Origin of the sequence: Microlunatus sp. Gsoil 973 (assembly GCF_009707365.1) — a bacterium.
Lineage (GTDB): Bacteria > Actinomycetota > Actinomycetes > Propionibacteriales > Propionibacteriaceae > Microlunatus.
Genome location: NZ_CP046122.1, coordinates 745,013 through 771,797, shown reverse-complemented (window position 1 = coordinate 771,797; position 26,785 = coordinate 745,013). Strand labels below are relative to the sequence as shown.

At 66.9% G+C, this 26,785-nt stretch carries 24 protein-coding genes; 5 read left to right on the top strand and 19 right to left on the bottom strand.

What is annotated here, in order from left to right; all coding sequences use genetic code 11:
* Positions 1 to 113: 113 nt before the first annotated feature.
* The 4 genes from GJV80_RS03590 to GJV80_RS03575 form a co-directional block, all read right to left on the bottom strand.
* Positions 114 to 1,079 carry a cation diffusion facilitator family transporter gene (locus tag GJV80_RS03590; RefSeq protein ID WP_154686717.1) on the bottom strand — a complete coding sequence of 322 codons (966 nt, stop codon included), beginning with the start codon at positions 1,077 to 1,079 and terminating at the stop codon, positions 114 to 116.
* Positions 1,076 to 3,331, bottom strand: a complete 2,256-nt coding sequence (gene malQ / locus GJV80_RS03585; protein WP_154686716.1) for a 4-alpha-glucanotransferase — start codon at positions 3,329 to 3,331, stop codon at positions 1,076 to 1,078. The genes GJV80_RS03590 and malQ overlap by 4 nt, the downstream gene beginning before the upstream one ends.
* 72 nt (positions 3,332 to 3,403) lie before the next feature.
* Positions 3,404 to 3,976 carry an HdeD family acid-resistance protein gene (locus GJV80_RS03580; RefSeq protein WP_154686715.1) on the bottom strand — a complete coding sequence of 191 codons (573 nt, stop codon included), beginning with the start codon at positions 3,974 to 3,976 and terminating at the stop codon, positions 3,404 to 3,406.
* A 156-nt stretch (positions 3,977 to 4,132) separates the two neighbouring features.
* Positions 4,133 to 4,813: a MarR family transcriptional regulator gene (locus GJV80_RS03575; protein WP_154686714.1), complete on the bottom strand. Its 681-nt coding sequence runs from the start codon at positions 4,811 to 4,813 to the stop codon at positions 4,133 to 4,135.
* 153 nt (positions 4,814 to 4,966) lie between these two features.
* On the opposite strand from GJV80_RS03575, the gene lon reads away from it, so the two are divergent.
* Both lon and GJV80_RS03565 read left to right on the top strand, forming a co-directional pair.
* Positions 4,967 to 7,297 carry an endopeptidase La gene (lon, locus tag GJV80_RS03570; protein ID WP_154686713.1) on the top strand — a complete coding sequence of 777 codons (2,331 nt, stop codon included), beginning with the start codon at positions 4,967 to 4,969 and terminating at the stop codon, positions 7,295 to 7,297.
* A 186-nt stretch (positions 7,298 to 7,483) separates the two neighbouring features.
* Positions 7,484 to 7,960 carry a MaoC/PaaZ C-terminal domain-containing protein gene (locus GJV80_RS03565; protein WP_230208098.1) on the top strand — a complete coding sequence of 159 codons (477 nt, stop codon included), beginning with the start codon at positions 7,484 to 7,486 and terminating at the stop codon, positions 7,958 to 7,960.
* 68 nt (positions 7,961 to 8,028) lie between these two features.
* Here GJV80_RS03565 and GJV80_RS03560 read toward each other — a convergent pair whose 3' ends face one another.
* From GJV80_RS03560 to rlmN, 4 genes are all read right to left on the bottom strand, one after another.
* Positions 8,029 to 8,556, bottom strand: coding sequence for a YbhB/YbcL family Raf kinase inhibitor-like protein (locus GJV80_RS03560; RefSeq protein WP_154686712.1), 528 nt, complete (start codon positions 8,554 to 8,556; stop codon positions 8,029 to 8,031).
* A gap of 37 nt (positions 8,557 to 8,593) precedes the next feature.
* The gene (locus tag GJV80_RS03555; protein WP_154686711.1) at positions 8,594 to 9,166 is read right to left on the bottom strand and encodes a hypothetical protein; all 573 of its coding nucleotides are present in this window, start codon (positions 9,164 to 9,166) and stop codon (positions 8,594 to 8,596) included.
* 310 nt (positions 9,167 to 9,476) lie between these two features.
* Complete coding sequence (locus GJV80_RS03550) at positions 9,477 to 11,615, bottom strand: ABC transporter substrate-binding protein (protein ID WP_154686710.1); 2,139 nt, start codon at positions 11,613 to 11,615, stop codon at positions 9,477 to 9,479.
* Between the two features lie 132 nt (positions 11,616 to 11,747).
* The gene (gene rlmN, locus GJV80_RS03545; RefSeq protein WP_154686709.1) at positions 11,748 to 12,872 is read right to left on the bottom strand and encodes a 23S rRNA (adenine(2503)-C(2))-methyltransferase RlmN; all 1,125 of its coding nucleotides are present in this window, start codon (positions 12,870 to 12,872) and stop codon (positions 11,748 to 11,750) included.
* A 46-nt stretch (positions 12,873 to 12,918) separates the two neighbouring features.
* Here rlmN and GJV80_RS24475 point away from each other — a divergent pair, with 46 nt between their 5' ends.
* Together GJV80_RS24475 and GJV80_RS03540 are read left to right on the top strand one after the other, a co-directional pair.
* On the top strand, positions 12,919 to 13,275 hold the full coding sequence (locus GJV80_RS24475) for a DUF72 domain-containing protein (protein WP_255455528.1): 357 nt from the start codon (positions 12,919 to 12,921) through the stop codon (positions 13,273 to 13,275).
* Positions 13,166 to 13,738 (top strand): DUF72 domain-containing protein, encoded by a 573-nt coding sequence (locus tag GJV80_RS03540; protein ID WP_370518887.1) that lies wholly within the window; start codon positions 13,166 to 13,168, stop codon positions 13,736 to 13,738. Before GJV80_RS24475 ends, GJV80_RS03540 begins: the two co-directional genes overlap by 110 nt.
* 32 nt (positions 13,739 to 13,770) lie before the next feature.
* Here GJV80_RS03540 and GJV80_RS03535 read toward each other — a convergent pair whose 3' ends face one another.
* The 9 genes from GJV80_RS03535 to GJV80_RS03495 all read right to left on the bottom strand — a co-directional run bounded on the left by GJV80_RS03535 (position 13,771) and on the right by GJV80_RS03495 (position 22,658).
* Entirely contained in the window at positions 13,771 to 14,739 is a 969-nt protein-coding gene (locus GJV80_RS03535) for a phosphatidate cytidylyltransferase (protein ID WP_230208097.1), read from the bottom strand.
* A complete protein-coding gene (gene frr, locus GJV80_RS03530) occupies positions 14,740 to 15,294 on the bottom strand; it encodes a ribosome recycling factor (RefSeq protein WP_230208492.1) in 555 nt (184 codons plus the stop codon).
* A gap of 47 nt (positions 15,295 to 15,341) precedes the next feature.
* Positions 15,342 to 16,058: a UMP kinase gene (gene pyrH, locus GJV80_RS03525; RefSeq protein ID WP_154690008.1), complete on the bottom strand. Its 717-nt coding sequence runs from the start codon at positions 16,056 to 16,058 to the stop codon at positions 15,342 to 15,344.
* Positions 16,059 to 16,160: 102 nt separating this feature from the next.
* On the bottom strand, positions 16,161 to 16,979 hold the full coding sequence (tsf, locus tag GJV80_RS03520; protein WP_154686707.1) for a translation elongation factor Ts: 819 nt from the start codon (positions 16,977 to 16,979) through the stop codon (positions 16,161 to 16,163).
* Positions 16,980 to 17,059: 80 nt separating this feature from the next.
* Positions 17,060 to 18,046 carry a 30S ribosomal protein S2 gene (gene rpsB, locus GJV80_RS03515; protein ID WP_154686706.1) on the bottom strand — a complete coding sequence of 329 codons (987 nt, stop codon included), beginning with the start codon at positions 18,044 to 18,046 and terminating at the stop codon, positions 17,060 to 17,062.
* Positions 18,047 to 18,351: 305 nt separating this feature from the next.
* A complete protein-coding gene (locus GJV80_RS03510) occupies positions 18,352 to 19,245 on the bottom strand; it encodes an LLM class flavin-dependent oxidoreductase (RefSeq protein WP_154686705.1) in 894 nt (297 codons plus the stop codon).
* The gene (locus GJV80_RS03505; RefSeq protein WP_154686704.1) at positions 19,242 to 21,530 is read right to left on the bottom strand and encodes a lanthionine synthetase LanC family protein; all 2,289 of its coding nucleotides are present in this window, start codon (positions 21,528 to 21,530) and stop codon (positions 19,242 to 19,244) included. Before GJV80_RS03505 ends, GJV80_RS03510 begins: the two co-directional genes overlap by 4 nt.
* Before the next feature lie 109 nt (positions 21,531 to 21,639).
* Positions 21,640 to 21,987 carry a hypothetical protein gene (locus tag GJV80_RS03500; RefSeq protein WP_154686703.1) on the bottom strand — a complete coding sequence of 116 codons (348 nt, stop codon included), beginning with the start codon at positions 21,985 to 21,987 and terminating at the stop codon, positions 21,640 to 21,642.
* A gap of 392 nt (positions 21,988 to 22,379) precedes the next feature.
* Positions 22,380 to 22,658: a hypothetical protein gene (locus tag GJV80_RS03495; protein WP_154686702.1), complete on the bottom strand. Its 279-nt coding sequence runs from the start codon at positions 22,656 to 22,658 to the stop codon at positions 22,380 to 22,382.
* An 880-nt stretch (positions 22,659 to 23,538) separates the two neighbouring features.
* Between GJV80_RS03495 and GJV80_RS23615 the strand changes: the two genes are divergently transcribed.
* On the top strand, positions 23,539 to 24,525 hold the full coding sequence (locus tag GJV80_RS23615) for a peptidoglycan DD-metalloendopeptidase family protein (RefSeq protein ID WP_230208096.1): 987 nt from the start codon (positions 23,539 to 23,541) through the stop codon (positions 24,523 to 24,525).
* A 4-nt stretch (positions 24,526 to 24,529) separates the two neighbouring features.
* Here GJV80_RS23615 and GJV80_RS03480 read toward each other — a convergent pair whose 3' ends face one another.
* Both GJV80_RS03480 and GJV80_RS03475 read right to left on the bottom strand, forming a co-directional pair.
* A complete protein-coding gene (locus GJV80_RS03480; RefSeq protein ID WP_154686701.1) occupies positions 24,530 to 25,312 on the bottom strand; it encodes an aldo/keto reductase in 783 nt (260 codons plus the stop codon).
* Between the two features lie 11 nt (positions 25,313 to 25,323).
* Positions 25,324 to 26,748 carry a serine hydrolase gene (locus GJV80_RS03475; protein WP_154686700.1) on the bottom strand — a complete coding sequence of 475 codons (1,425 nt, stop codon included), beginning with the start codon at positions 26,746 to 26,748 and terminating at the stop codon, positions 25,324 to 25,326.
* Between the last annotated feature and the right edge of the window lie 37 nt (positions 26,749 to 26,785).

Genomic DNA, 26,785 nt, shown 5'->3' with positions numbered 1-26,785 from the left:
GCGACCGGGCGCGGCGACGGACGCGGTGACGGGCGCGGCGCGGTGCGCGGCGCGGTGACGGGCGCGGCGCGGCGCGGCGCGGCGCGGCGCGGCGCGCGCGGCGATCAGTGCGGCTACGGCTCGAGCGCCGGCTCGTCCTGGGTCGCCAGCGTCAGCACGGCTTCCTCGATCACCGCGTAACCCTCGAGGTCGCGCTCCACCCCGCGCAGCCGGACAGCGAGATCGTGTTCCCGCTCGTTGCCGGTCAGATCGACCGCGGCCACCAGGTAGACCCGGCTCGGCCCGACGAACTCGACGTGCAGATAGGTGATCCGCTCGACATCGGGATGGGCGAGGAGTTCCCGCAGCACGGTGCGGCGCAGTTCCGGGCTGATCTGCTGTCCGAGGAGGAAGTTGCGGTTGCGCTGGATCAGGACCACGGCGATGACGCCGAGCAGAATGCCGACTGCGATCGACCCCAGCGCGTCGGGCACCGGCGATCCGGTCAGCTGGTGGGCCGCGATGCCGGTTGCCGCCAGGACCACGCCGATCAGTGCCGCGGCGTCCTCGAAGAAGACGGCGCGCAGCGTCGGGTTGGAGGTGTCCAGCACGTACTCCAGGGTGTGTTCGGCGCCGGTGTCGTCGGCCGACCCCCGGGCCTGCCGGAAGGCCTGGACGAACGAGGTGCCCTCAAGGACGAACGCGATCGCCAGCACGATGTAGTTGATCAGGAAGTGCTCGCCGGGTTCGGCGGCGAACAGTTGCTGGAAGCCGTGCATGATCGACACCACGGCGCCGGCGGTGAACAGACCGAAGGCGGCGAACATGCTCCACACGTAGCTGTCCCGGCCATAGCCGAGGGGATGGCCGTCGTCCCGGCCGCGGCGTCCCGAGCGGTCCGCGATCAGCAGCAGGACCTCGTTGCCGGTGTCGGCCCACGAGTGTGCCGCTTCCGCGACCATCGACGCGGAGCTGGTGATCATTGCCGCGATCGTCTTGGCCACCGCGATCAGCAGATTGGCGCCGAACGCGATCAGCACCGTCGTCAGGCTCCCCTGGTCCTCGGTGGGTTGCTGCAGTGGGGTGCTCTCGGCGCTCACTGCGGTGGGTCACCCGCCTCGCCGGCACCGCATCCACGGGCGGCGCAAATCACTTCGGACACCCGCGACATCGTCATCACATTCTCCACAGTGACCTGGTTTCCGTGCCGATCCCCCAGTGGTACCCGCCAGTTGGGGTACTCGTTGGCGGTCCCGGGCAGGTTCTGCGCCCGGCGGTCACCGGTGGCATCGGTCAGCGCGACGTTGATCAACCGCGCGGGAGTCAGGGCCAGATAGCGGTGCAGGGCCAGCAGCTGACGATCGACAAGATCACGATCGACTCCCCGCTCAACGCCCGCGTGGTCGCCCGGCTGTCCGGGGTTGTCGGGCAGGCGTTGATCTTCGCTGTCCAGCACGCCGGCTTCGACCAGGGCGGCCAGCCAGGCGGACCTGGCCCGCCGATCTGCGGCCAGCTCCTCGGCGTACGGACGGGTCAGCAGACCCAGCCGGGCCCGCAGGCGTACGTGATCACCGGCCAGGTAGGCAGTATTCGGCGGAAGATCATGAGTGGTCGCCGAGGCCAGGCACAACTCCCGCCATTCATCTGCCGGCCGCGGCAGGTCACCACCGCCCTCGGACGGCGTGTTCTCGAACCAGAGGATCGAGGTGCCGAAGATGCCGCGTTCTCCCAGGTAGCTCCGGGCGCTCGGCTCGACCGTCCCGAGGTCCTCACCGACGACGACCGCGCCCGCCCGCTCGGCTTCCAGGGTGAGGATCCCGACCAACGCCTGATGGTCGTAGTGGACATAGGCGCCGGCCCCCGGGCCGCCGACGCCCGAACCGGCGCCCGGCACACCGACCGGGATCCACCAGAGCCGGAACAGGCCGATGATGTGATCGATCCGCACCGCACCGGCGTGCCGCAGCACCGTGCGGACCAGCCGGACGAACGGCTGGTATCCCAATGCTGCAAGGCGATCCGGTCGCCAGGGTCGCTGTCCCCAGTCCTGTCCGTTCTGGTTGTACGCGTCCGGTGGCGCCCCGACATCGACCGTTGTGCCGTACAGCTCGGCTCGGCCCCAGGTGTCGGCGCCGCCCGGATGTACTCCCACCGCCAGGTCGGGCATCAGGCCGAGCCCCATGCCCGCCTGCCGGCACACGCGCTGTGCCTGGGCCAGCTGCTCGTCGGTGACCCACTGCAGCCAGCGATGGAAGTCGATCCGGCCGGCATGATCATCGGTGAACCCGGCGACCGCTGCTGAGTCAGGTTCCTGCAACTCCTCGGGCCAACGGCGCCAGTCCGCGCCCCGCTGTTCCGCGATCGCACACCACGTAGCGAACCGATCAAGATCGGCTCCCTCCCGGTGCCGGTAGTCGCGATAGGCCTGCTGACGCTCGTCGGTCCGCGGCTCGGCGAAGATCAACTGCAGGGCCCGGAGTTTGGCACCCCAGATGGCATTACGGTCGATCCTCGCGCTGCCGGAGATGTCGTCGTCGGTCCGGTCGGAGGTGGCAGCGGTGCGCTGCAGATCGGAGATGAGGCGACAGGTCGCCGGATCGAGCCCGGCGTACTCCTCGATCTCCTCCGGACGCAGGTAGATCGGGTTGACGAACTGCCGGCTCACCGGCAGGTACGGGCTGGGTTCGATCGGTGGCAGCGGTTCTGCGGCATGAACCGGGTTGATCAGGATGTAGTCGGCGCCGTGTTCGGACGCCGACCAGCCGCCCAGCCGAGCAAGATCACTGAAGTCACCGATCCCCCAGGACTGTTCGGATCTGATGCTGTAGAGCTGAACCGCAAGCCCCCAACCCTGATCGTCCAGGCCGGGCCGGGTCAACCGGCCGGGCGTGATGATCAACGGCATCGACCAGACCCGGTCGCCGACGCTGAGCCGTAACGTGTGGTAGCCGTTCGGCAGGTCCGGTATCGGCGTCGGGCGCAGTTCGGTCCGCTCGCCGTCGATCTGGTAGCTGTCGACGGCAGTGCCGGGCTGCACGGTCTGCTCGTCACCGGCCTCGGTCCGGACAACCAGTGAAGCGGCTGCGTCGGACGGCAGCCGTACCGGAATCGGCTCGAGCTGGTCGGCCCGGGTCACCCAACACACCGGAAGGCCGGGCCGCCTGCTCCCGGCTCGCCTTCGGGACAGCGCGCGGGCCGCGTCTTCTGGTGTCGAGGCGTCGATGTCCAAGGCCTGGAGGACGGCGATCAATGTGTCGTCGGCGACCTCGCGCAGGCCGCCGCGCCAATCGTCGTACCGGGTCGCGATGCCCACTTCGGCGGCGAGTTCGGACAGTGCCGGCGTGGCTGACATGGACCCAACCTAGTGTCGGCCCGGACCCCGCAGCGATTCATGCTGCCGGGTCCGGGCCGGTACTGCTGGAATTCAGCTGGTGTGACGGGAGAGGCTCCGTTCACTGCCGCCCATGATCAGGCCGGCGATCCCCCAGAGAACGGTCGCGATCGCGGCCAGCCAGATCAGCAGGGTCATGCCCGGCATGAGTGCCACGGCCAGTACGCCGAGAACCACAGCGAGTCCGCCCATGATCAGGCCGAAGATCCAGTCGCGGTGACCGGCGCCGCGTTCGATCAGATTGCTGACGAATTCCAGGCCACCGATCACGAACGCCCAGATACCGGTCATCCAGAGCATCGTGGTCATGGTCATTCCGGTCATCACCAGGGCCAGGACGCCGAAGACGACGCCGACGAGACCTGCGATGCCGCGAAGCACCATAGGAGTGCTGCGCCGTCGAGATGCCTCGACGCCGTTGGCCACCCCGTCGAGGATCGCGAAGATCCCGATCACCATGGCAAACATTCTGAGCGTGCCGATCGGCAACAGGAGGACGAACCCGAGTATCCCGAAGATCACGGCGAGCGCGCCGCGGGTCATCGACCAGGGCCACACCTTTGCAGCCGTCGAGCCATATTCATGACTCGGTTGGAGAACAGCCATTGAAGCCACCTTTCGTACGTGTATGCACGATCCGGGGACAGCCCGTAGCGGGGAGCGAGGGATCAGCTGTTGCTTCCTGTAATAGCGCGAAGTTGATCACTATTCCAGACCTATGCGAGCCACATCCGCGGCACCGACCAGCCGCCACCCTCCGGCTCAGTAACCGGTGGCGTCGACCGCCTTGCCGATGAGTTGCAGATCGGTGATCAGCACGTCCAGTTCCGCCGGCTGCAGGGCGCGATACGCGGTCGCCGCCAACCGGTCGGTCAGCGACTCGATCAGTTGTTTGCAGCGACGACCGTGATCGCTGAGCGCACCCGATTCCTCCACCAGGCCGCGGACCTTCATGCCGGCGATGACGGCGTCAATCCGACGCCGGCCGAGATGATGGATCCGGCCGTCCTCATGAGCCGGCTGACCGTCGGACAACGCGCGCAGCACGTGCGACTCCGGGCCGCCGATCCCGTAGGCCATCAGCGCGGCGTTGTGCCCGTCGCCGCGGTGCTCCCGAAGTAGCGTCGCGGCGTGCCACAGTCTGGCGACCGGTTCGTCGGGTACGGGCAGCGACCGGAGCGCGGCGAACAGCGTCCGGCCGGCGACCGGTGCACTCAGGGCCGCCTTGGTCGCGGCATCGGCCGCCCGGATGACGGCGGGCGAGCCGGACAGCGTGCCGAGCATCCGTCGCGTTGCCTCGGCACATCCCCGGTGGTGAGCAGCGAGCACCTGTTCCGGGCTCGCCTTCTGCCAGACCCGGGAGATCACCGGATGGAGGGTTCTGGCTGCGCGTTCTCGGCCGGTGGGGGCGATGTCGGTGGGTGCGAGATCGGTGCAGTTCATCGTCGACTCCCTGGTCGGGTCACGTCGGTTCGGTCCTTCACCCCTTCATCGAACGGGGCGCGATGGATCCGACAGCAACGACCGAAATGTTCACCTTGAGCGAACCAGACTCAACTCTGGAATGGGACGGGTGGACGCGCAGTTGGGTAGGACATGACCGACACCCAGAAACTGCCCGTCCTGCCGCTCTCCGACTCGGTGGTGCTGCCGGGCATGGTGATCCCCATCGAGCTGGACGAGTCGGAGTCCCGCGCCGCGGTGGACGCCGCCCAGACCGCCGAGGACCGGCTGCTGCTGGTCCCCCGGCCCGACGGCGAGTACGCCCCGGTCGGCGTTATCGCAGTGCTCGAACAGGTGGGCAGACTGCCCAGTGGTGAGCCTGCGGCCGTCGTGCGCGCCGAGTCGCGGGCCCGGATCGGCGCCGGCGTCATCGGCCCCGGAGCCGCCTTGTGGGTCGAGGCCCACGAAATCGAAACGTTCGTCAGCGACGAAGCCAGGGCCGCGGAGCTGAGCCGGGAATACAAGTCCCTGGTGACATCGATCCTGCAGCAGCGCAACGCCTGGCAGATGATCGACTCGGTGCAGAAGATCACCGATGCCGGCCAGCTCGCCGACACCGCAGGCTGGGCACCGTACCTGAGTCACGACCAGAAGATCACCCTGCTGTCCGAGCCCGACGTGGTCGCCCGGTTGGAGGCCCTGGTCGGCTGGACGAAGGACCATCTGGCCGAGCAGGAGGTCGCCGACCAGATCGGCAAGGACGTCCGCGAGGGCATGGAGAAGACGCAGCGGGAGTTCCTGCTCCGCCAGCAATTGGCCGCCATCCGCAAGGAGTTGGGCGAGGACGACCCGGAGGGCGCCGACGACTACCGGGCCCGGGTCGAGCAGGCCGATCTTCCCGAGGACGTGCGCAAGGCCGCGTTGACCGAGGTCAACAAGCTGGAGCGGACCAGCGAACAGTCGCCGGAGACCGGCTGGATCCGGACCTGGCTGGACACTGTGCTCGAGCTGCCCTGGAGCACCAGCACCGAGGACTCGGACGACCTGAAGCGGACCCGGGAGATCCTGGATGCCGACCATGCCGGCCTGGACGATGTCAAGGAGCGCCTTGTGGAGTTCCTGGCGGTACGCCAGCGGCGCAACCGTCGTGGCCTGTCGGTGATCGGCGGCCGCGGCTCGGGTGCAGTGCTTTCCCTGGTCGGCCCGCCCGGCGTCGGCAAGACGTCGATCGGTGAGTCGGTCGCCCGTGCACTGGGCCGCAAGTTCGTCCGGGTCGCATTGGGCGGTGTACGCGACGAGGCCGAGATCCGCGGACACCGGCGGACCTACGTGGGCGCAATGCCCGGTCGGATCGTCCGGGCGATCAGTGAGGCCGGTTCGATGAACCCGGTCATCCTGCTGGACGAGATCGACAAGGTCGGTGCCGACTACCGCGGTGACCCGGCGGCTGCACTGCTCGAGGTCCTCGACCCGGCCCAGAACCACACGTTCCGTGATCACTACCTGGAAGTCGATCTCGACCTGTCGGACGTGCTGTTCCTGGCCACCGCCAACGTGATCGACACCATCCCGCAGCCGCTGCTGGACCGGATGGAGGTCGTCACCCTCGACGGTTACACCGAGGACGAGAAGGTCGCGATCGCTCGGGACCACCTGCTCCCCGACCAGCTGACCAAGGCGGGCCTCGAGGCCGGCGAGGTGACGATCACCGACGAGGCACTGGGACTGATCGCCCGCGAATACACCATGGAGGCCGGCGTGCGGCAGCTGCAGCGCGCCATCGCCAAGGTGCTGCGCAAGGCGACGGTGCAGCTCGATTCCCGACCGGAATCCGATGATGATCAACAGCCGATCCGGATCACAATCGACAGCCTGAAGGACTATCTCGGACGGCCGCGGTTCACCCGGGAGAGCGCCGAACGCACCTCGGTGCCCGGCGTGGCGACCGGGCTGGCGGTCACCGGCGCCGGAGGTGACGTGCTGTTCATCGAGGCAACCGAGATGGATGGTGACGCCGGGCTGATCCTGACCGGTCAACTGGGCGATGTGATGAAGGAATCGGTGCAGATCGCCTTGTCCTATCTGCGCTCTCGCGGCCTGGCCGGTGATCTTGCCGAGAAGCGGATCCACGTCCACGTGCCGGCCGGCGCGGTGCCGAAGGACGGCCCGAGCGCGGGCGTCACGATGACAACGGCGCTCGCGTCGCTGGCCTCCGGACGGCCGGTCAAGTCGAGCGTCGGGATGACCGGCGAGGTCACGCTGCAGGGCAAGGTGCTGCCGATCGGCGGCGTCAAGCAGAAGCTGCTGGCCGCTCACCGCGCGGGGCTGACCGATGTGATCATCCCGAAGCGGAACGAGCCTGATCTGGACGACCTGCCGGACTCGGTCCGGGAGGCCCTGGCCATCCATCCGGTCAGCGACGTCGGCGAGGTGTTGGCGCTGGCTCTGCAGGACCAGCCGGTCCAGCACCATCTGGCCGCATGATCAACTGTTTGGTCGACGACATCTGACGCGAAGAGCCCCAGCCCGGACGGCTGGGGCTCTTCGCCGTCCAGAATGTCCCGAAATCCAGCGAGTGAGGACGTATCAGCCACACCCGCGCCGACCGGCCGGCATGCACCCATCTGATGGGTCGTCGGCGGCACAGAACGGGTTGCGGTCGCAGGTCCCATGGCTGCCATGATGGCCGCCATGGGACCGCTGTACTTCGAGGACTTCTCCGTCGGGCAAACCTTCACCACTGCCGGTCGGACCATCTCCGAGGCCGACGTGATGAGCTTCGCCGCGTGGACCGGTGACAACAACCAGGTGCATACCGACGCCGAATTCGCCAAGCACACCCGCTACGGGCAGCGCATTGTGCACGGCATGCTCGGTGCCTCGCTCTGCCTGGGTCTGATCGCCCGTATCGGCGCGTTCGAGGGCAGCTCCGTCGCCCTGCTGGGCATCGACGGCTGGCGGTTCACCAACCCGGTGTTCATCGGCGACACCCTGACCTGCCTCGTGGAGATCGTCGGCACCAGGCTGACCAGCAAGGGCAACACCGGTGTCGTGCAGCGGGAGCTGAAACTGATCAACCAGCGCGAGGACGTCGTCCAGCAGGGACGGATGGACATCCTGATGCTGACCAGGGCCGCTGCGATCTGACCCGGTGTAGTTCGGTTTGGCCGGCCGGATGTCGATCATGTTCCACTGCTCCGCGGTTCGCGACGCAGTCAGGCGACCTCGAACCAGGGCACGAGTACCGCACGCGCCAGCGTGTGGAAGTGCAGGTTGAAGCCGAGGAACGCATTGCTGGCATCCGCCGGGATCCGCAACGACTCGACGTCGACCGCATGGACCGCCGTGAAGTAGCGGTGCGGGCCGTGCCCCGACGGCGGCGCGGCCCCGACGTAGCGCCTGAGACCAGCATCATTGGCGAGCTGGAAGGCTCCGTCGGGCAGACCGGAACCCGTCTCGTCCCCGGCTTCCGTCTCCAGACTGGTCACCGAAACCGGGATGTCGACGACGGCCCAGTGCCAGAAGCCCGAAGCGGTCGGAGCGTCGGGATCGAACACGGTGACGACGAAACTCCTGGTCCCTTCCGGGAAGCCGCTCCAGGACAGCTGCGGCGACACGTCCTCGCCACCGGCTTCCATGATGCCGCTGACCTGTGGCTTGGCGAGCTCCTGACCGTCGGCGATGTCGCTGCTGGTAAGGGTGAACGCCGGTACTTCGGCAATGGCGTCGTAGGGATTCGTCATGGTCGGGAGGCTACCCAACGGTCGAATGCCATGGGCATCAGCAACCCGTCCGTGCTCCGCCCGGGTCCTGCCTGCCCGGCCGCTTGTAGACCGCGGGATCGGTGGCGAACCAGAGCGCCGACGGCAGGTTGAAGGACGTGAAGCAGTAGTTGCCCATCGGCAGCCAGTAGGCGTACTCGTCCTCGGTCGCCCCCTGGTAGGCCACGACGAACTGCCACTGGTCGGCGTACAACGCCCACACCCGGCGCTTGCGCCGTATGGCTCCCTCGGTGAAGATCAGCACCCGCTCCAACCGGACGATGTTGTTGTACGTCTTGTCGTTGCCTTCCTGGATCTCAACACCCGCCAGCCGAGCGAGCCCGGCATCGAACCCTTCCTTGAGTACCGGCAGGTCCGCGGCCTCGACACTGGTGTCCAGGGCGGTGACCCAGACCGCGAACCAGGTGTCGTTATCGGCATCCTCGGGGCTGACGATCACTCCGTCCCGATCATCCTCAAGTTCCGACTCCTGCCATCCCCAGGGATGCCGGAACTCGAAGCGCCCCTGCGGGTCCTGGTAGGTGTGGATCCCGGTGAAATGCGGCAGTCCGCTGCGCACCCGCTCGGTCACCGTGTCTCCTCTCGTCTGGTCACGCATCGTGCTCGCAGCGCTCGTCTCGGCATCGTTGCGTCCTGGCTGTAGGGATCGACGGCATGCCGATGCCGAGGAAGGACAGGGCCGTCTCGGCCAGGAAGGCGGCCGGGATCGCCAACATCGACACCGCGACGATGTGGCTGGCGGCATTTGGGTAGCAGGTCGGCAAGCAGGATCCGCAGGTCCGATGAGCCCGCCGTTCGGGCGGCGCTGACGTAGTCGGCATCGGAGTAGGCCATCACCTTGCCGCGCACCGCCTGGCCAGGCGAGACCCACGCGCAGAGCTCTAGGTGTTGTGCTGGTCGGGACTGTCCCAGTACCACGTCTCCGGGTCGTAGACGGCGGGCACGGGATGGGTCCACGGGTTCACGAAACCACCCTGGGCAAGATTTTCCTTCAGGGGAACGTTCTTCAGGTCGGTCTTGGCAACGATCACCGAAGGGTAGTTGGCGACCGTCCCCTGGAAGAACGGGCCGTCGGAGACATGCACCTTGATCATGTCCCAGACCAGCTGGTCCCGCTTCATCTCGTCAGGCTCGACCTTGCTCTTGTTGTACAGATCCCAGAGCTTCTGGATCGGTCCGTTCGGATCCGGCAGGATCCGCGGTGGATGGCGCTTCCACGGGTTGACATTGAGTTCTGTCTTGTTGGTCGACGTCCCGATCTGCTGGTACCACTGCCCCTCCAGCGGGGCCCAGCGGGTGTACTCCAGCGGCACCAGCCACTGGGGGTAGACCAGGTGGTTGGGTCCGTCCCCGACCTCCCAGTCGCTGTGCGACATCAACTTGCCCGACTTCCACTGATCGTCGTAGCTCTGCGGCGGGATCGGGTTCATCTGCATGATGATTCCGATGGCTTTGAGGTCGGCGACCAGATGATCATCTTTGGTCTTGTGCTCGTCGTCCTCGTCGGCCTGGTAGTCGAGTCGCAGCTTCAACGGCTTCCCGTTGGGCAGCGTCCGGATCCCGTCCGGTCCAGCCTTGACACCGATCGAGTCGAGGAGGGACTTGGCCTTCGCCGGGTCGTACTGTACATACGAATCCCGCCAGGTCACGTACGCCCGCCGGCCGGTGTCGTTGACGTGGTACTCCTTGGCCTTCGGGCTGAACGTCCCGGTCGTCTTCTGGCCGGTGTTGAAATAGACGGCCTGCTGCACCGCACTGCGGTTGAACGCGTGCGAGATCGCCTGGCGGAACTTCGGGTTCCGGATCAGCGGACGAAGATCATCGTCGATGTAGTCGTAGTTGAAGAAGAAGATCGAACCCGTACCCGAACCGCTGTCCCACAAGATCACCTGGGTGTGCGCCTTCGGCCCGCTGTCCCGGAAACCCTGCACGTCGTTCAGCGTCGTCCCGTTGAAGTAGCCCTGCAGGTAGTCGACACTACCCTGCTGCACCTGCAGTTTCCCGGCCTCCGGGTCGGTGACAACGTTGATCTGGATCTCGTCGATATAGGGAAGTTGATCACCGTTGGGCATCACCACCCAGTAGTACGGGTTCCGCTCGAGGACGACGCCGTCGTTGTTGTCGAAGGACTTGCACTTGTAGCCGATCAACGTCGGGCAGTCCGGGTTGCGGTGCCAGTCCGCCTTGGTCTGCATCAGCCCGCCGACGGTGTCCCAGTCGTCCGGAACCTTGTTGCCGCCGCCGGGATGGAACTGCTTGAGGTAATGGCTGGGCATGGTCCAGATCGGACCGTTGTTGCCGATGGCGCCCTTGACCCACATGGCCAGCCGGTCGCCGGTCAGCGGCGCCGGGGCGTCGAAGGACATCTTCAGGGTGTGATCGTCCACGGGGGTGAACTTGGCCAGTGTGCCCTTGCCGGAGCGGGTCTCGTCCGGCGGTGTCTGGGCCATCTTCTCAGCGAGGATGAAGTTCTCCCACCACCACATGATGTCCTTGGTGGTGAAGGGCGTTCCGTCCGACCACTTCACGCCCTGGCGGAAGTGCAGGGTCCACTCCGAGGCATCGGCATTCGACTGCCAGGTCTCGACCAGGCCGGGTCCGACGTCGAGCCCGTCGTTGAGCCAGCGGAGCAGGGAGTTGCCGTAGAAGAATTCCCGGTCCGAATCGGCCTTGGCGGCTCCCTGGGTGGACAGCGTGTTCATGTTCAGCCGACCGCCGTACTTGCCCGGTTGCACCCAGTGGTGGGGAATGACGTATGGATCGGTCGGGAGCCGCTGCTCCACCGGCGGCAGCCCCTTGCCCTTCAGCGAGGGCGCTTCGTTGAACCTGCCCGGCTTGGGCAGGGGCTTGGTGGCCGATCCCTTGGCCGTACTGGCTGCGCTGCCGCCTCCGCCGGCATTGGGGTTGCCTCCGGCGTTCTTCGAGCTCCCGCCGGTCGAGCAGGCGCTGAGCACCGAGGCCCCGGCCAGCAGCGCGGACCCGTACAGAAAGTTTCGGCGGGTGAGCTGGGAAGACTTCATTGTTTGACCCCCCTGCGTAGCGTGATCGCGACGCGAGCCTAGGAGGCAGGAGCCGTTCTGGCAGGGGTGTTCACAGACAACACAGCCTGCTCCAAACCCCAGCCAATGTGGGTCCAAGAGAGGATCCCGGGGTCAGCTCTCCGACGCAGCCAGTTGTCCGCAGGCGGCGGCGATGTCCTGGCCGCGAGTGTCCCGAACGGTGCAGGCGACGCCACCGGCGTTCACCCTGCGGACGAACTCCCGCTCCACCGGTTTGGGGCTGGCGTCCCACTTCGATCCGGGTGTCGGGTTCAGCGGGATCACGTTGACGTGCACCAGCTGGCCAAGATGCTGGCGGAGCCGCTTGGCCAACAGGTCGGCGCGCCACGGCTGGTCGTTGACGTCGCGGATCAGGGCGTACTCGATGGAGACTCGTCGACCGCTGGTGTCGGCGTAATAGCGGGCCGCCTGCAGCACTTCGTCGACCGACCAGCGGTTGTTGACCGGCACGAGAGTGTCGCGGAGCTCGTCGTCGGGTGTGTGCAGCGACACGGCCAGACGCACCTGCATCCGTTCGTCGGCCAGTTTCCGGATCGCCGGAGCCAGGCCGACCGTCGACACCGTCACCGAGCGTTGCGAGATGCCGAGGCCGGACGGAGCCGGCTCGGTGATCCGTCGGACGGCCGCGACAACCCGCCTGTAGTTGGCCAGCGGCTCGCCCATACCCATGAAGACGATGTTGCTCAGCCGACCGGGACTCGGTCGGCCGGTGGCATCGGGCATCAGGCCGTCGCGCATCACCGCCGCAGCGGACCGGACCTGGTCGACGATCTCCGCGGTCGACAGGTTGCGTTGCAGGCCGCCCTGGCCGGTGGCGCAGAACGGGCAGGCCATGCCACAGCCGGCTTGACTGGAGATGCACAGCGTGGCGCGGTCGGGATAGCGCATCAGTACGCTCTCGATCAACGTGTGGTCGTGGGCCCGCCACAGTGTCTTGCGGGTGCTGCCTCTGTCGGCCGCGACCACTCTGACCTCGGTCAGCAGCGGTGGCATCAGCTCGTCGACCAGCCGCTCGCGGGCGGCGGCCGGAATGTCGGTCATGTCCCGCGGGTCGACGGTCAGCCGGGAGAAATAGTGGTTGGACAACTGTTTGGCGCGGAACGCCTTCTCCCCCAGCGCCACGACCCGCTCGGCCCGCTCCTCGGGCGTCAGGTCCGCGATGTGCTTCGGCGGCAACCCGCGTTTGGGCGCTTCGAAGACCAGGGGAAGGGTTGTCATAACGGCACTATTGTCCCATGCGGGCAACGTCGAACAGGAATCGCTGATGATCCGAGTGGGCATCTCCGGGTGGACCTATCCGCCGTGGCGCGGGGTCTTCTACCCCAAGGGCCTGCCTCACCGCAAGGAGCTCGCCTACGCCGCCGAACGGATGGCGTCGATCGAGATCAACGGCACCTTCTACGCTCTGCAACGCCCGAGCAGTTTCCTGCAGTGGCGGGATCAGGTGCGGCCGGACTTCGTTTTCGCGGTCAAGGGTGGACGGTTCATCACGCACATGAAGAAACTGCGGGATCCCGAGACTTCGCTGGCCAACTTCTTCGCCTCCGGCGTACTGGCCCCTGGGATCGAAGCTCGGCCCGATCCTCTGGCAGCTGCCACCCGATCTCGGCTACGACCCTGATCGGCTGGCCAGATTCTTCGCCGCGCTGCCCCGGACGCACGCCGAGGCGGCGGACCTGGGCGCCCGACACGACGACCGGCTGACCGAGGACCGGGTCTTCCTGAACCCGGAACGCGGTGATCAGCGGCTGCAGCATGCCCTCGAGGTTCGGCACGACAGCTACAAGACGCCGGAGTTCCTCCAGCTGCTTCGTGATCACGACGTCGCGATGGTGATCGCCGACACAGCTGGCATCTGGCCGCAGATCGAGGAGATCACCACGGACTTCTGCTACGTCCGCCTGCACGGCGCCGACGAACTCTACGTTTCCGGCTACTCCGACGAAGGCTTGGACGCCTGGGCGACCAAGATCAGAAGATGGCGGAGGCAGGTCGAGGACGTCTACATCTATTTCGACAACGACGCCAAGGTGCATTCGCCGCGCGATGCCATGGCACTTCGGGAGCGACTGGATGGCGGATGAACCACCGGATGATCAGTGATCGCAACGACCGATCAGCCGCCGGGCACCAACAGGTACATGATCAACCAGGCCATCGGGGCGGCCAGCAGCAACGAGTCCAGGCGGTCCATCACCCCGCCGTGACCGGGCAGGAAACTGCTCATGTCCTTGATCCCGAGATCGCGCTTGATCAACGACTCGACCAGATCACCGACTGTGGCGACCAGCACCAGCAGCGGTCCGAGCACCAGCCCGACCCACCAGTCGACCTTCAGTCCGAGCACCGCCATCAGCACAGCGGCTGCGGTGGCGAAGACCATCGACCCGACGAAGCCTTCCCAGGACTTCTTGGGGCTGATCACCGGGGCCATCGGATGTCGGCCGAACAGGACGCCGGCGACGTAACCGCCGAGATCGCTGCACACCACGACCAGGATGAAGGTGACCACACGCGCGATACCGCGGTCACCGGCGAGCAGCAGCGATGCGAACGAACCGAGCAGCGGGACGTACGCGATCAGGAACAGGCTCGCCGACGCGTCGACCAGGAACCCCTGGGACCCGCCACGCATCCGCCAGGCCAGCGCGGCGATCGAGGTCAGCGCCAGCAGTCCGACGAGCACGGCGTTGCGGCCCAACCCGTTGCCGTCCAGTGAAGGGATGTACTCGGCGAGATAGGGGACGATCACCGCGAGCCCGGTGCCGACGGCCACCGGTACCGCAGCCACCTTGATGTTCCGGCGGGCGAAGTTGTGGCCGAGTTCGACCGTTGCCAGCACCAGCAGGGCGGCCATGATCAGGATGAAACCGAACTTGAAGAAGATCAACGAGGCGACGATCGCGCCGCCCAACAGGACGCCGGTGATGATCGCTGCGCGCAGGTCACGACCCACCCGTCCGTAATCCACCGGCGGCCGGTCCGTCGACCAGATCGGCAGGTCGCCACCCGGCCTCGGCGGCGGCCGGTGCTGCATCTGCGGGGAATCCTCCGGATCGTCCGGGGAATCGGCCTCGGCAGCCACTCAGACCTCGAGGAGTTCTGATTCCTTGCGCTTGAGCAGCTCGTCGACCTGATCGGTGTGTTTCTTGGTCACCCCGTCGAGCTGCTTCTCCGCACGATTGGCCTCGTCCTCGCCCACCTCGGAATCCTTGACCAGCTTGTCGATGTCGTCCTTGGCGCTCCGGCGAACGTTGCGGATCGCAACTCGCGCCTCCTCCGCCTTGGTCCGGGCCAGGCGGATGTACTCCTTGCGCCGGTCCTCGGTGAGTTCGGGGAAGGTGACCCGGATGATGTTGCCGTCGTCGGTGGGATTGACGCCGAGATCGGAATCGCGGATCGACTTCAGGATGCCCGGCATCGCGCCCTTGTCGTACGGCGTGATCAGGATCATCCTGGCCTCCGGCACCTGGAAGCTGGCCAGTTGCTGGATCGGGGTCGGCGAGCCGTAGTAGTCGGCGGTCAACTTGGAGAACATTGCGGGGTGGGCACGACCGGTACGGATCGCGGCGAACTCGTCCTTCGCATAGTCGATGGCCTTGGCCATCTTCTGCTCGGCGTCAGAGATGATGTCGGGGATCACAGGTCGGCTCCTTGAGTGTTCAACGTTCGTCGAGGCGCCCGCCGTCAGGCGTGCACCGTGGTACCGATCTTCTCACCAGCGACGACAGCCTCGATGCTGCCCGGCTCGTCGAGGCCGAAGAAGATCATCGGGAGCTTGTAGTCACGGGCCATGCTGATGGCCGTGGCGTCGGCCACCTTGAGATCGCGGGCGAGGAATTCGTCGTAGGTCAGCTCGTCGAACTTCACCGCATCGGGATTGGTCCGGGGATCGGCGTCGTACACCCCGTCGACGCCCTGTTTGCCCATCAGCAGCACCTCGGCGCCGATCTCCAGGGCCCGCTGGGCGGCGACCGTGTCGGTGGAGAAGTACGGCATTCCCGAGCCTGCGCCGAAGATCACCACGCGGCCCTTCTCCAGGTGTCGTTCGGCGCGCCGCGGAATGTAGGGTTCGGCGACCTGCCCCATCGTGATCGCCGTCTGCACCCGGGTCTGCACGCCCTCCTTCTCGCAGAAGTCCTGCAGCGCCAGGCAGTTCATCACCGTGCCGAGCATGCCCATGTAGTCGGCCCTGTCGCGTTCCATCCCGCGCTGCTGCAATTCCGCACCACGGAAGAAGTTGCCGCCGCCGACGACGATGGCGACCTGCACGCCGCGGTCTGCGATCGCCTTGATCTGCTTGGCGATCGCGCTCACCACATCAGGATCGACGCCGACTCTGCCGCCGCCGAAGACCTCGCCGGAGAGTTTCAGCAGAACGCGTTTGTAGGGTTCGCCCATCAGTTCTCCTCGGTGTCGTCGGAAACGGTACAACGGCTGCAGAACCGAACATGCGCCGTGTGATCCGAGTCTCCTCGTCTCACACGGCGCATGGTTCCTATCTAATCAGGCTCCGGCCTCGAAGCGTACGAATCGGGTGACGGTCACGCCCGCAGCCTGGAGTTCCTTGGCCACCGTCGTCTTCTGGTCCAGCACGGACGGCTGGTCCAGCAGGACGACCTCCTTGAAGAAGGCGTTCACCCGGCCCTCGACGATCTTGCCGATCGCCTGCTCGGGCTTGCCCTCCTCGCGGGCCCGCTCCTCGGCGATCCGACGCTCCCGCTCGACCTCCTCGGCCGGAACCTCGTCCCGGGTCAGGAAGTTCGGGCGCATCGCCGCGATCTGCCGGGCAACCGCCTTGGCGGCCTCCTCGTCGTCGCCCTCGTAGGCGACCAGGACGCCGATCTGCGGCGGCAGGTCGGGGTCGCGACGGTGCAGGTAGACCGCGCTCTTGCCGTCGACGTAGGCGGCATCGGCCAGTTCCAGGGCCTCACCGATCTTGGCCGCCAGCTCGGTGACCGCGTCAGCAGCCGTCCGGCCACCCTCCAGCGTGACCGCCTTGGCGGGCTCGACGCCGTCGGCCTTGGCCTCCGCGGCGGCGGTAACGATCGCCGTGGCGAGGTTCTGGAACTCCTCGTTCTTGGCGACGAAGTCGGTCTCGGCGGCGAGCTTGATCAACGCACCGTCGGCCGCAGCCACCAGTCCGTTGCTCGCCGACCGCTCGGCGCCCCGCTTGGCGGCCTTGGCGGCGCCGGAGACCCGGAGCACCTCGATCGCCTTGTCGAAGTCGCCGTCGGCCTCCACCAAGGCCTTCTTGGCGTCCATCATCCCGGCGCCGGTGGCGTCGCGGAGCTTCTTCACATCAGCGGCAGCAATCGTTGCCATAGCTCTTGGTTGTCCTCGTTCTTCTCGTCGTGCTCGAGTCGGTCTGCTGCCGGGTCGACAACCAGGTCGACTCGAAGTCGTCAGTTGTTGGCAGGCTGGTCGTTCTGCTGCTCGACGTCGACCGCGGCATCGGCGGCCTCCTCGGCGTTCTGCGTGGCGGTCTCCGGCTGCTCGTCGGCCGGGGTCCGGGCCTCGGCCGCCTCCACGGCGCCTTCGGCTGCGGGTGCCTCGGAAGCCGGTGCCTCGGATGTCGGTGCCTCGGATGCCGACGCCTCGGACGCCGACGCCTCGGCCGCCGGGGCCTCCTGGCCGGCGGCCAGCAGTTCGCGTTCCCAATCGGCCATCGGCTCGGCGGCGACGTCGCCGGACTGCTCGCCGGAGCGGGCGATCAGGCCATCGGCGACGGCGTCGGCCAGTACGCGGGTGAGCAGCGACACCGAACGGATCGCGTCGTCGTTGCCCGGGATCGCGTAGTCGACCTCGTCGGGATCGCAGTTGGTGTCCAGGATGGCGATCACCGGGATGTGCAGCTTGCGTGCCTCGTCGACCGCGAGGTGCTCCTTCTTGGTGTCGACGATCCAGACGGCCTGCGGGGTGCGGGCCATGTCGCGGATGCCGCCGAGAGTCTTCTCCAGCTTGTCCTTCTCGCGCCGCAGCCCGAGGAGTTCCTTCTTGGTCAGGCCGGAGGCGGCAACGTCGTCGTAGTTGATGCCCTCGAGCTCCTTGAGCCGCTGCACCCGCTTGATGACGGTCTGGAAGTTGGTGAGCATGCCGCCCAGCCAGCGCTGGTTCACGAACGGCATCCCGACCCGGGTCGCCTGCTCGGCGATGGCCTCCTGCGCTTGCTTCTTGGTGCCGACGAAGAGGACCTGGCCGCCGCGGGCCACGGTCTCCTTGACGAAGGCGTACGCACGATCGATGTAGGTCAGCGACTGCTGCAGATCGATGATGTAGATGCCGTTGCGCTCGGTGAAGATGAATCTCTTCATCTTCGGGTTCCAACGACGGGTCTGGTGACCGAAGTGAACGCCGCTCTCCAGGAGCTGGCGCGTGGTGACGACAGGCATCAGCCTGTTCCTCCTTGTTCGACGGTTGTCGGCGCCGCGGTGCGACACCCCTGACGCACACGCGAAACCCGTCTCCGCTGGAGACCGCCAGGTCACGCCCGCCGCCGAAGCGGAGGTAAGTGTGCATGCGAAGTCAGCCCACGCGGGGCTGCTCGGCACATCTTACGCCGTTGTCGATGCCCGGCGGTAATCGGTCGGGAGGCAGCGTCCGGCCCTGTCCGCCCCGTTCAGCCTGGATCCGCGAATCGACAGCTGGACGGCGCTCTCCGAGTTCCCCCGCGGCCGGGATCCAAGCTTCTGTGAGGCTACCTGGATGTCATCAGATTCGCGTAGAGGCCGGCGCGCTCCGCGGGGTTCCGCGAGAACGAGACGATCAGGAGTTCATCCGCACCGCAACGCGCCGCTATCGAGGCGAGCTTGCGACGGCAGTCGTCGAAGTCGCCCACCACATTGCTCGGCAGGAAGCCTTCCCGCCGCAGTTTTTCCTCGCGCCGCTCCGCAGCGTCTGCGGTAGCTGCTCCGACGACGCTCACGGCGACCACAGCCCGACCGGCGGATGCGCCAAGAGCTGCGCGGTAGGCCCCGATGCTTCGCGCGACTGGTTCCTCGTTGCGGGCGATGAACAACGAGGCGGCGAAGCCGGCTCCACCTTCGCCCGCGAGCTTGGCGGTGCCGTCCGAAGAGCCAAGCACCCAGGTTGAATAGTCGACGTCACCGTTCGGCCACACGGGCGGAGTGCCCTCGCCCCGGAGGAAGCGCAGGGCCCTGCGGGTCTTGGGTTCGAACGCCTCCGGAGCGATCTCCCACTCGTTGCCCTGAACAAGCTCGCCGGCGATTGCCGGATCAACCAGACCTGGTCCTCGGCAGACACCCACGTCGACGCGACCCGGGCTGAGCGCGGCCAACGATCGGGCCAGCTCAGCGACACGATACGGGCTTCGGTACGGGAGTATGACGCCTCCCAGGCCGGCACGGATCGTCGAGGTCGCCATGAGCATTCCGGCCAGGAGGACCTCTGGCGTCGTCACCGCGGCATCATCGACATGGTGCTCGGCCAACCAGATGCGGCGGTAGCCGGCCCGTTCGACCCCCTGGGCGAGAGTGATGAGGTCTCGGACGTCATCTGCCGGCTGTTTGTCCGACCTCTTGAGGAGCTCCAGCACGCCGAGTGGGATTCCGCCTGGCTGATTCGTCGTCATCCCCACCTCTCGGTCCGAGCCGGGCCATGAGTCCAACGCGAGGGCCAGCCCGCGAGTTCGAACAGCGGGAACCGCGCGCTCCTCGGATCACGCAGCAGACGCTGGGCGACGCGTGCGCCGAGGGCTCCTTTGTAGAGGGACGTAGGTATGGTCTGCCGGGCGGTGGCGGCCGTTAGTGCGTTCTCGCGCGCTCGCCCGACCCACTTGTCCTCGCCGGTTACGCGCCCGACTGCTGCCAGAGCGAGCGCGCGCCCCGCATCGCCGCAGCACAGGCTTGCGCCGTTCTGCTTCGCCCGGTCCGCCATCTGCCCCGCCGTCGTGGCGAATCGGAGGAAGTCTGCTCGCTGGGTGCATTCGTAGGCCGCACAGAAGAGAAGCGCGAGACCGCTGGAGCCGTTACACCAGCTGGACGCGAAGCGCTCGGCTCGAACCGAGTCCCACTCCGTCGGCGCGATCCAGCCGGCATCGCACGTCTCATTCTGACGACCGCCGAGTTCCTCGCAGATCGCGATGGCCCACCCGGGCGGGGCCGCGGCCCGCACACGAGCCCATTGAAGTGCGCCGAACGCGACACCCGCGATCCCGTGCGCTATACCGACGGGAAGACCGCCGAAGTCCTGGCGAGACAGCGTGGTCAGGACGGCATCTCCGCGCTGAATCAGCGACGCCCGGGCCGGCATCGCAGACGCGCCGGGAATCGCCTCGCAGAGTAGAGCAGCCCCGAGCAACCACCCAGCGGCCCCACTTGCGAGCTCGGTGGATTCATCGTCCAAGTCATCCGCGCAGCGCCGGAATGAGTCGGCCGCTCGATCGAGTTCCGGGCCGGCGCCTTGAGCGCAGGCTACGAGCGCCCTCACAAGCTGTACTCCAGCCGCGCCATAGTGCAAGGACCACGAACGGGCGAGGGCCGGGTCGAGCACGCCCCCAGCGGTCGGATCGCGCGCGTCGATTGCTCGCACCGAGCGATGCGACCACATCGCTGCGTCGGCGAGGACGCCCGCGTCCGCGGCAGGGTCCGAAAGCAACGCGAAGGCGATCCCCGCCGCCCCATGGTGGATACAACCGGAGGGCGCCGGAAGTGGCCAGGCGTCATGAACGCCCCCATGTCGGAATGTGGAGATGAAGTCCGCAGGCCAAGGTGTGGTTGGCGTGACCCCGACTGCGACATCCTCGAGTGATGCGCGCCGAAGCGCCGTGGCGAGATCCTCGGCGCTCCGGCCACCGGAGTTGAGTCCTGTGGCGAGGATCTCCTCGACACTTGGCCATGTCCACCCCGCCGCCAGGGCGAATGGTTGCATGCCGCCGTCTGAGATCTGTCGGTAGAACTGTCCGCGATCGAGTCGGAATGGCAGGTAATGACTGCCGGTCATCAGCAGGTACGCCAGCGCCAACAGGCCGTGGAGGTCCGAATCGATGTCTGCCCCGGGTGGACGGCGCCCCTCGAGGAGCGCCTTGGAGTAGTGACGATCGAAGAAGTACGGCACACCGCCCCGTGGAGCGGACGGCTCCCCACCACCTGATCGCGTGGTGGCCAGCTCGAAGTCGATGAGCGAGACGCATCCGCCCTCGCCCACCAGGATGTTTCGAGGATGGATGTCAGCGTGAGCGATGCCCGCCTGATGAAGTTGCGCGTACGCCTCGAAGATCGTCGCGACGAGGTCACGCAACGGCGCGGCCGACTCTGCGGGCGAACCGGCCTCCGATCGAATGGTGTTGGCGTGCGTCAGCGCATCGACACCGTCGCGCCATTCGATCGCGATGTATGCCCGTCCGTTGAAGTCGCCACGAGCGGTCAGTGAAGGCACTGCTGGTAGGGACAGATCGCTCAGGATCGTGGCTTCACGCTCGATAGTGCTGCGAGTCGCGGCGTCCGTCGCATGCGCAGCGATCTTGATCGCGACTCGTTCCCCTTGGGGATCCACTCCCGCGTAGACATGTTTGTCGGGCATTTCGTGGGCCAGCCGACCGACGGTGATTCCATCCAGCTGCGTGCCCGCCACAAGCCGATCGGCTTGTGGTGACGATGCGGCTGTCGACACCAGATATCCCAGCGCTACGAGCTTCTCGTGCAGCTCATTGATGTCGTGCCTGTCGAGGCGGAGTCCGGCATCGACCGCCCATGCGGCCACGTCCGCAACGCTCGTAGCCTCTCGCCAGGAGGAGATGACTCTGGCCGTCGCTTCGTCCACCAGCAACGATCGAGCACGCGCCGTCGGGTTGGTCACAACGAAGTCGCCGGGCCGCCAGTCCAGCAGCTCCCGGATGTCGGAGCGCAGCTGTTCCACGGGCCTGACGATGACCTCCGGGTCGAGGATGTATGCAGGCGCGTGCTTTGTCACAGAACGCCTATCGGAGCCCACGTCGCCGTGTCTATTCCCGTTGCTCGGACAGCTGTCAATGCGGCATCAACCGGTCGTGCCTCGCGGTGTTGGACTGCCTCGACAACGGCGACCTCGAGCAGACCGCACACCAGACCACGCCAGCTGGGCTCTCCCAGTTGGTCGACCACGCGCCGTGGGGGTCGAACCCGAGTGAGACGGCACCGCGTTGGTCCAGGGGCGCGGTGAATGGGAGTTGCTGGACGTCGAGCTCGGACACGAGAGGGGCGAGCGCGTCATGCAGTCTGCCGGCGGCTTCGATCGTCGGAAGATAGATGACGAACTTGTCGGGCCGCAGCAGTCCCCAAGGGTCGACACATACCTTGAAGGCGACTGCTTCGGAGAGGGCGATCCGCTCGATCATCGACTTGAGGATCGAGAGGAGGCTCCGGCAACCGAGGTTCACGTAGAGCTTGACGGGTTGGAATCCCGGCCGGGTGCCGGTGGATAGACGCGTCTCGAATCTCCACCGACCGGCAGGTTCTGTGGAAAGTCGCGTCCGCCACATTCGACGGTCGAGCGGCACGAATGCGTCCTCGGTGCGGGAGGCGACGAGCAGAGCATCAGGGAATTCTCTCGCCCAGCGCGGGCCGCACGGCCGGCGACCGTAGGCGTACAACGCTCTGCGGACGGTCGAGTGGGGTACGAGACCCACAAGAGTTGCGGCGTGCTCGACGGCCTCGCGGGACACACCGGCGTTTGCCGTGGTGGGCGCCACCGGCCGGGCTCTGGTGGAAACTGCCGGATCGCCGGTGGTCATACAGCCGTCGTGCCGCGGCCGGACCGCTTCGCACGCACCTCGCTCAAGGCGACCTCAAGCGAGCGCTCCAACTCGACCAGTTCGCGGTCGTCAAGCTCATCGATAGACCGCTGTACCGGAGGCGTCCCCCGCTTCGCCTGAATGATCTTCAACAGTGCGTCGCGGTTCGGACCGGCCAGGACGCGTTCGAACTCTGCTGCCTTGGTCTCGATCGACAGCGCAGTCCACCACTTCGCGACAGCATCGCCCCCAGTCGTCCCGCAGCTCCCGGTCATCCCGCACGAATCGGTCATCCCGCACGAATCGGTCATCCCGCACGAGTCGGTCATCCCGCAACCGGTCGGCCCACACGAATCCGTCATCCCGCACGAATCGGTCATCCCGCAACCGGTCGGCCCACACGAATCCGTCATCCCGCACGAATCGGTCATCCCGCAACCGGTCGGCCCACACGAATCCGTCATCCCGCACGAATCGGTCATCCCGCACGAATCGGTCATCCCGCACGAGTCGGTGTATCCACAGCCGGTTGCGCCGCACGTGCCGGTTGCACCACACGTGCCGGTTGCACCACAGGTGCCGGTCTCACCGCAGGTCGTCTCCCCACAACCGGTCGCGCCACACGTCCCGGTCTCGCCGCAGGTCGTCTCGCCACAACCGGTCGCGCCACACGTCCCGGTCTCGCCGCAGGTCGTCTCCCCGCAGCCGGTCTCACCGCACGTACCGGTCTGTCCGCACGTACCGGTCTCACCGCATACGTCCGTGCTGCCGCACTCGGCTAGTTGCCAGGGCGCCCAAGGCGTGAAGTGGCGTCCTTCGATCGTGATCGCGAGGTCTCGAATCCGTATAGACATCGCCATGCCCCCGCATCAGACGCCATTGACTGTGAAGGACCCCAGACCACAGGGATTCCCCGAGAAAATCAAGCTACTCGCCACCGGATCCCATGGCAATGGATCGGCGCAAGGTCAGCCCCGATCCGGGCTGTCAGCGCATCACCGGGGGCTGATCTCAGGTTCGCCACAATGCGCGGCATCGGCTGCCAACCCATCGCGAGTGATCGACCCATCCACAGGCCTCAAGGCTCCGCGAAGCGGTATCCACAGATCCTGACGAGCCTGAAACACCAACGGCCGTCGACCCCAAGGTGAAGGTATGAGACGTACCGCGATCCTGCTGATCCTCGGCACGCTCGCCCTCGGCGGACTGGCCGGTCCGAGCCCGGCCGCGGATGCCGCTCCCGTGTTGCCGCGCAACACCAGCTGGCCGCTGCCGGGAGTTCCGGAGGTGATCCGCGGCTACGACCCACCGGACAGTCCGTGGGGCGCCGGCCACCGCGGCGTCGACCTGGCCGGTGGGGTCGGCGACCCGGTCGTGGCCGCCGCTGCAGGCACCGTGAGCTACGCGGGGACGCTGGCCGGTCGCGGCGTGGTCGTTGTCGATCACGGGCCGGTCCGGACCACGTACGAACCGGTCACGCCGAGCTTGCCGGTCGGCAGCTGGGTGGCCGCCGGTGAACGGATCGGGACCCTGGCCCGCGGCGATCACTGTCCCGCCCGTTCGTGCCTGCACTGGGGCCTCAAACAGGGGCAGAACTACCTCGATCCCCTGTTGCTCGCGCCGTCGAATCCGGCGGGAGGCCATTACCGGCTGGTGCCGGCAGCCGAACGCGCCGCCGTGCGACGGCGCGCCACCATCCGGCGCACACTGCTCCGGCAACTGCCACCGGCGACCGGTCCGGCCGGTTCCCACGGGTTCGTCGACCCGGTGGCCGGTCCGGTCACCTCGCCGTACGGGATGCGCCTCCATCCGATCCTGCATGTCTGGAAGCTGCACGACGGCACCGACTTCGGCGCGGCCTGCGGGACCCCGATCAGGGCCCCTGCCCCGGGCGTTGTCGTCCGGCGCTACTCCAACGCCGGCTACGGCAACCGCCTGATGCTCGACCACGGGACCATCGACGGACGTCACGTGGTCACCGGGTTCAACCACGCCGCGTCCTACCTGGTGGACGTCGGCGACCGCGTCCGACAGGGTCAGCTGCTCGGCTTCGTCGGCAGCACCGGCTACTCCACCGGATGCCACCTGCACCTGATGGTCTGGATCGACGGGCAGGTGGTGAATCCGATGAGTTGGTACTAGCTGCTCAGTTGGAGAGCCCGTCGATCGCCGCAACCTCGTCGGCGGTCAGTTCGACCGTCGCGCCGGCGGCGTTGCTGACGATCCGCTCCGGCTTGGTCGACTTGGGAATGACCACGAAGTTGTGCCTGACGTGCCAGGCGATGATCACCTGCGCGGCGTTGACGCCATGGGCTTCGGCGATCGACACCAGCGTCGGATCCTCCAGGTTGGATGCCTTGAACGGGCTGTAACCCTCCAGAACCACCTTGCGCTCGGCCAGCCCGGAGGCAACCTCGGCATCGTAGATCGCCGGGCTCCAGCGGATCTGGTTGACCGCCGGTGCGACTCCGGTGGCGGAGATCAGCTCATCGATCTGGTCCAGGGAGTAGTTGCTGACACCGATCGAGGTTGCCAGACCCTCCTGCTGGGCGGCGATGAACTGCTCCCAGGCCTGTGGCGTGGCCTCCTTGTTCGGCGGCCAGTGCACCAGCCACAGATCGACTCGGTCCAGGCCGAGCTTGGTCAGGCTCTCCTCGAGTGTCTGCCGCTCCCGACCGACATGGTCCGGTGGCATCTTGGTGGTGACGAAGACGGCATCCCGGCTCAGGCCGCCGGCCGCCAGCGCCTTCCCGATGCCGGCCTCGTTCTGATATCCGGTCGCGGTGTCGATGTGCCGGTATCCGGCTTCCAGCGCGGCTGTGGTCGCGGCGGTCGCCTCGGCGTCGGAGATCTGCCAGGTGCCGAAGCCGAGCAGCGGCATCTTCGGGCCGCCGGCCAGCGTCACGGTGGGTTCGGAGTAGTCAGTCATGGGACCTATTCCTATCGGACCGCCGCGATCTGGGCCGAACGGCGTGCCTTGAACACGTCCAGCGGCCACCGCGTGCCGCCGCAATAGCGCACGGATTCAATGCCGCCCGCGCCGTTCCGGGTGAATTCGACCCGCTCGCCGACCGGACCGAACCCGGCGTCCGGCAGCAGCTGCAGGGTGTTCTCGTCGATCACCTGCAACTCGTCCCACCCACCTCCGGTCGGGTCGCCCGCTGCGGGCGACAATCCGATCAGGCGGCCGCCCAGGAGGGCGATGTCGAGCGGCCCCATCAGACTCGCGAACCGTCCGGTGAAGCTGTTCAGATCGATGCCGTCGGGTGCCGGACCGACCCGGTCCGTGGACCGCGCCAGATCGTGGGCGAGGTCCAACAACTTGATCACACCCTCGGCCAGCGGTGTCGCGGGTCCGCCGATGCAGTTGGTCAGCACGGAGACGACGGCGCGACCGTTCGGATCGATGAAGGTCCTGGTGATGTGACCGGGGTAGCCGCCGCTGTGCCCGACCCATTCGCGGGAGCCGATCGTGGCCAGATCCATCCCCAGGCCGTACCGACCCTGTTCGGAGCTGTTGCTGATCACGGTCGACTCCAGCCGCTGGATCAGCCGCTTGCCGGCATCGGAGAGCAGCACCTCGTTGCCGAAGAAGTGCGCGGCGCCGTACCGGGTGAGGTCGTCGGCCGTGGAGTAGAACCCCGTGGCGGCGGCCATGCCGCGGGTGTCGATGTGACCGATCGCCTCCCGGGGTTCGGCGCCGTCGAGCAGGCCGGTATGGCCTGCGGCGTAATCCGAGCTCCGCTCGGGCCGGTACTCCGGACCGGTGTTACCCAGGCCGAGGGGCTGGATGATGTGCTCGCGGACGTAGTCGTGGTAGCTCCGCCCGCTGGCGGCCTCGATCGCCATACCGAGCAGCGAGAAGCCGACGTTGGTGTACTTGAAATGCTCGTTGGCCTCGTACACCTTGCCGTGCGCGTTGCACAGCTTGATCAACTCGTCACGGTCCGGGAACGGAACCATCAACTGCCAGAAGTCGGTGTCCAGACCGTCGCGGATCACCCCGCCCTGATGGCCGAGCAGTTCCCGGACCGTGACCCCGGCGATCCTGCTTCCCGCGATCTCCGGCACCCAATGACCGATGGGGTCGTCCAATCTGAGCCTGGACTGCTCGACCAGTTGCATGATCGATGTCGCTGTGAAGGTCTTCGAATGGGACGCGATCCGGAACAGATGATCGGTCCGCAACGGCTCTCCGGCCGGCTCGTCGGCGAGGCCGAACGCCTCGGACAGGATCAGCTCGTCGCCCACCCGGATGGCCAACTGGACGCCGGGTGTACGCAGCATCCCGCGCTGGAACGCGATCCACGATGCGAGGTACGGCGCCGTTTGCCGGGCGATCGCCACGTCATATCCGTCAGTCATGGGGGAATTATCCCGATCCGTACCGGCCCGATCCGTA

Coding starts and splice junctions, on each gene's coding strand:
- malQ (WP_154686716.1), bottom strand. CDS start 3,331: ATGTCAGCCACGCCGGCACTGTCCGAACTCGCCGCCGAAGTGGGCATC.
- GJV80_RS03580 (WP_154686715.1), bottom strand. CDS start 3,976: ATGGCTGTTCTCCAACCGAGTCATGAATATGGCTCGACGGCTGCAAAG.
- GJV80_RS03575 (WP_154686714.1), bottom strand. CDS start 4,813: ATGAACTGCACCGATCTCGCACCCACCGACATCGCCCCCACCGGCCGA.
- lon (WP_154686713.1), top strand. CDS start 4,967: ATGACCGACACCCAGAAACTGCCCGTCCTGCCGCTCTCCGACTCGGTG.
- GJV80_RS03565 (WP_230208098.1), top strand. CDS start 7,484: ATGGCTGCCATGATGGCCGCCATGGGACCGCTGTACTTCGAGGACTTC.
- GJV80_RS03560 (WP_154686712.1), bottom strand. CDS start 8,556: ATGACGAATCCCTACGACGCCATTGCCGAAGTACCGGCGTTCACCCTT.
- GJV80_RS03550 (WP_154686710.1), bottom strand. CDS start 11,615: ATGAAGTCTTCCCAGCTCACCCGCCGAAACTTTCTGTACGGGTCCGCG.
- rlmN (WP_154686709.1), bottom strand. CDS start 12,872: ATGACAACCCTTCCCCTGGTCTTCGAAGCGCCCAAACGCGGGTTGCCG.
- GJV80_RS24475 (WP_255455528.1), top strand. CDS start 12,919: ATGATCCGAGTGGGCATCTCCGGGTGGACCTATCCGCCGTGGCGCGGG.
- tsf (WP_154686707.1), bottom strand. CDS start 16,979: ATGGCAACGATTGCTGCCGCTGATGTGAAGAAGCTCCGCGACGCCACC.
- rpsB (WP_154686706.1), bottom strand. CDS start 18,046: ATGCCTGTCGTCACCACGCGCCAGCTCCTGGAGAGCGGCGTTCACTTC.
- GJV80_RS03510 (WP_154686705.1), bottom strand. CDS start 19,245: ATGACGACGAATCAGCCAGGCGGAATCCCACTCGGCGTGCTGGAGCTC.
- GJV80_RS03500 (WP_154686703.1), bottom strand. CDS start 21,987: ATGATCGAGCGGATCGCCCTCTCCGAAGCAGTCGCCTTCAAGGTATGT.
- GJV80_RS03495 (WP_154686702.1), bottom strand. CDS start 22,658: ATGACCGGGAGCTGCGGGACGACTGGGGGCGATGCTGTCGCGAAGTGG.
- GJV80_RS23615 (WP_230208096.1), top strand. CDS start 23,539: ATGAGACGTACCGCGATCCTGCTGATCCTCGGCACGCTCGCCCTCGGC.
- GJV80_RS03480 (WP_154686701.1), bottom strand. CDS start 25,312: ATGACTGACTACTCCGAACCCACCGTGACGCTGGCCGGCGGCCCGAAG.
- GJV80_RS03475 (WP_154686700.1), bottom strand. CDS start 26,748: ATGACTGACGGATATGACGTGGCGATCGCCCGGCAAACGGCGCCGTAC.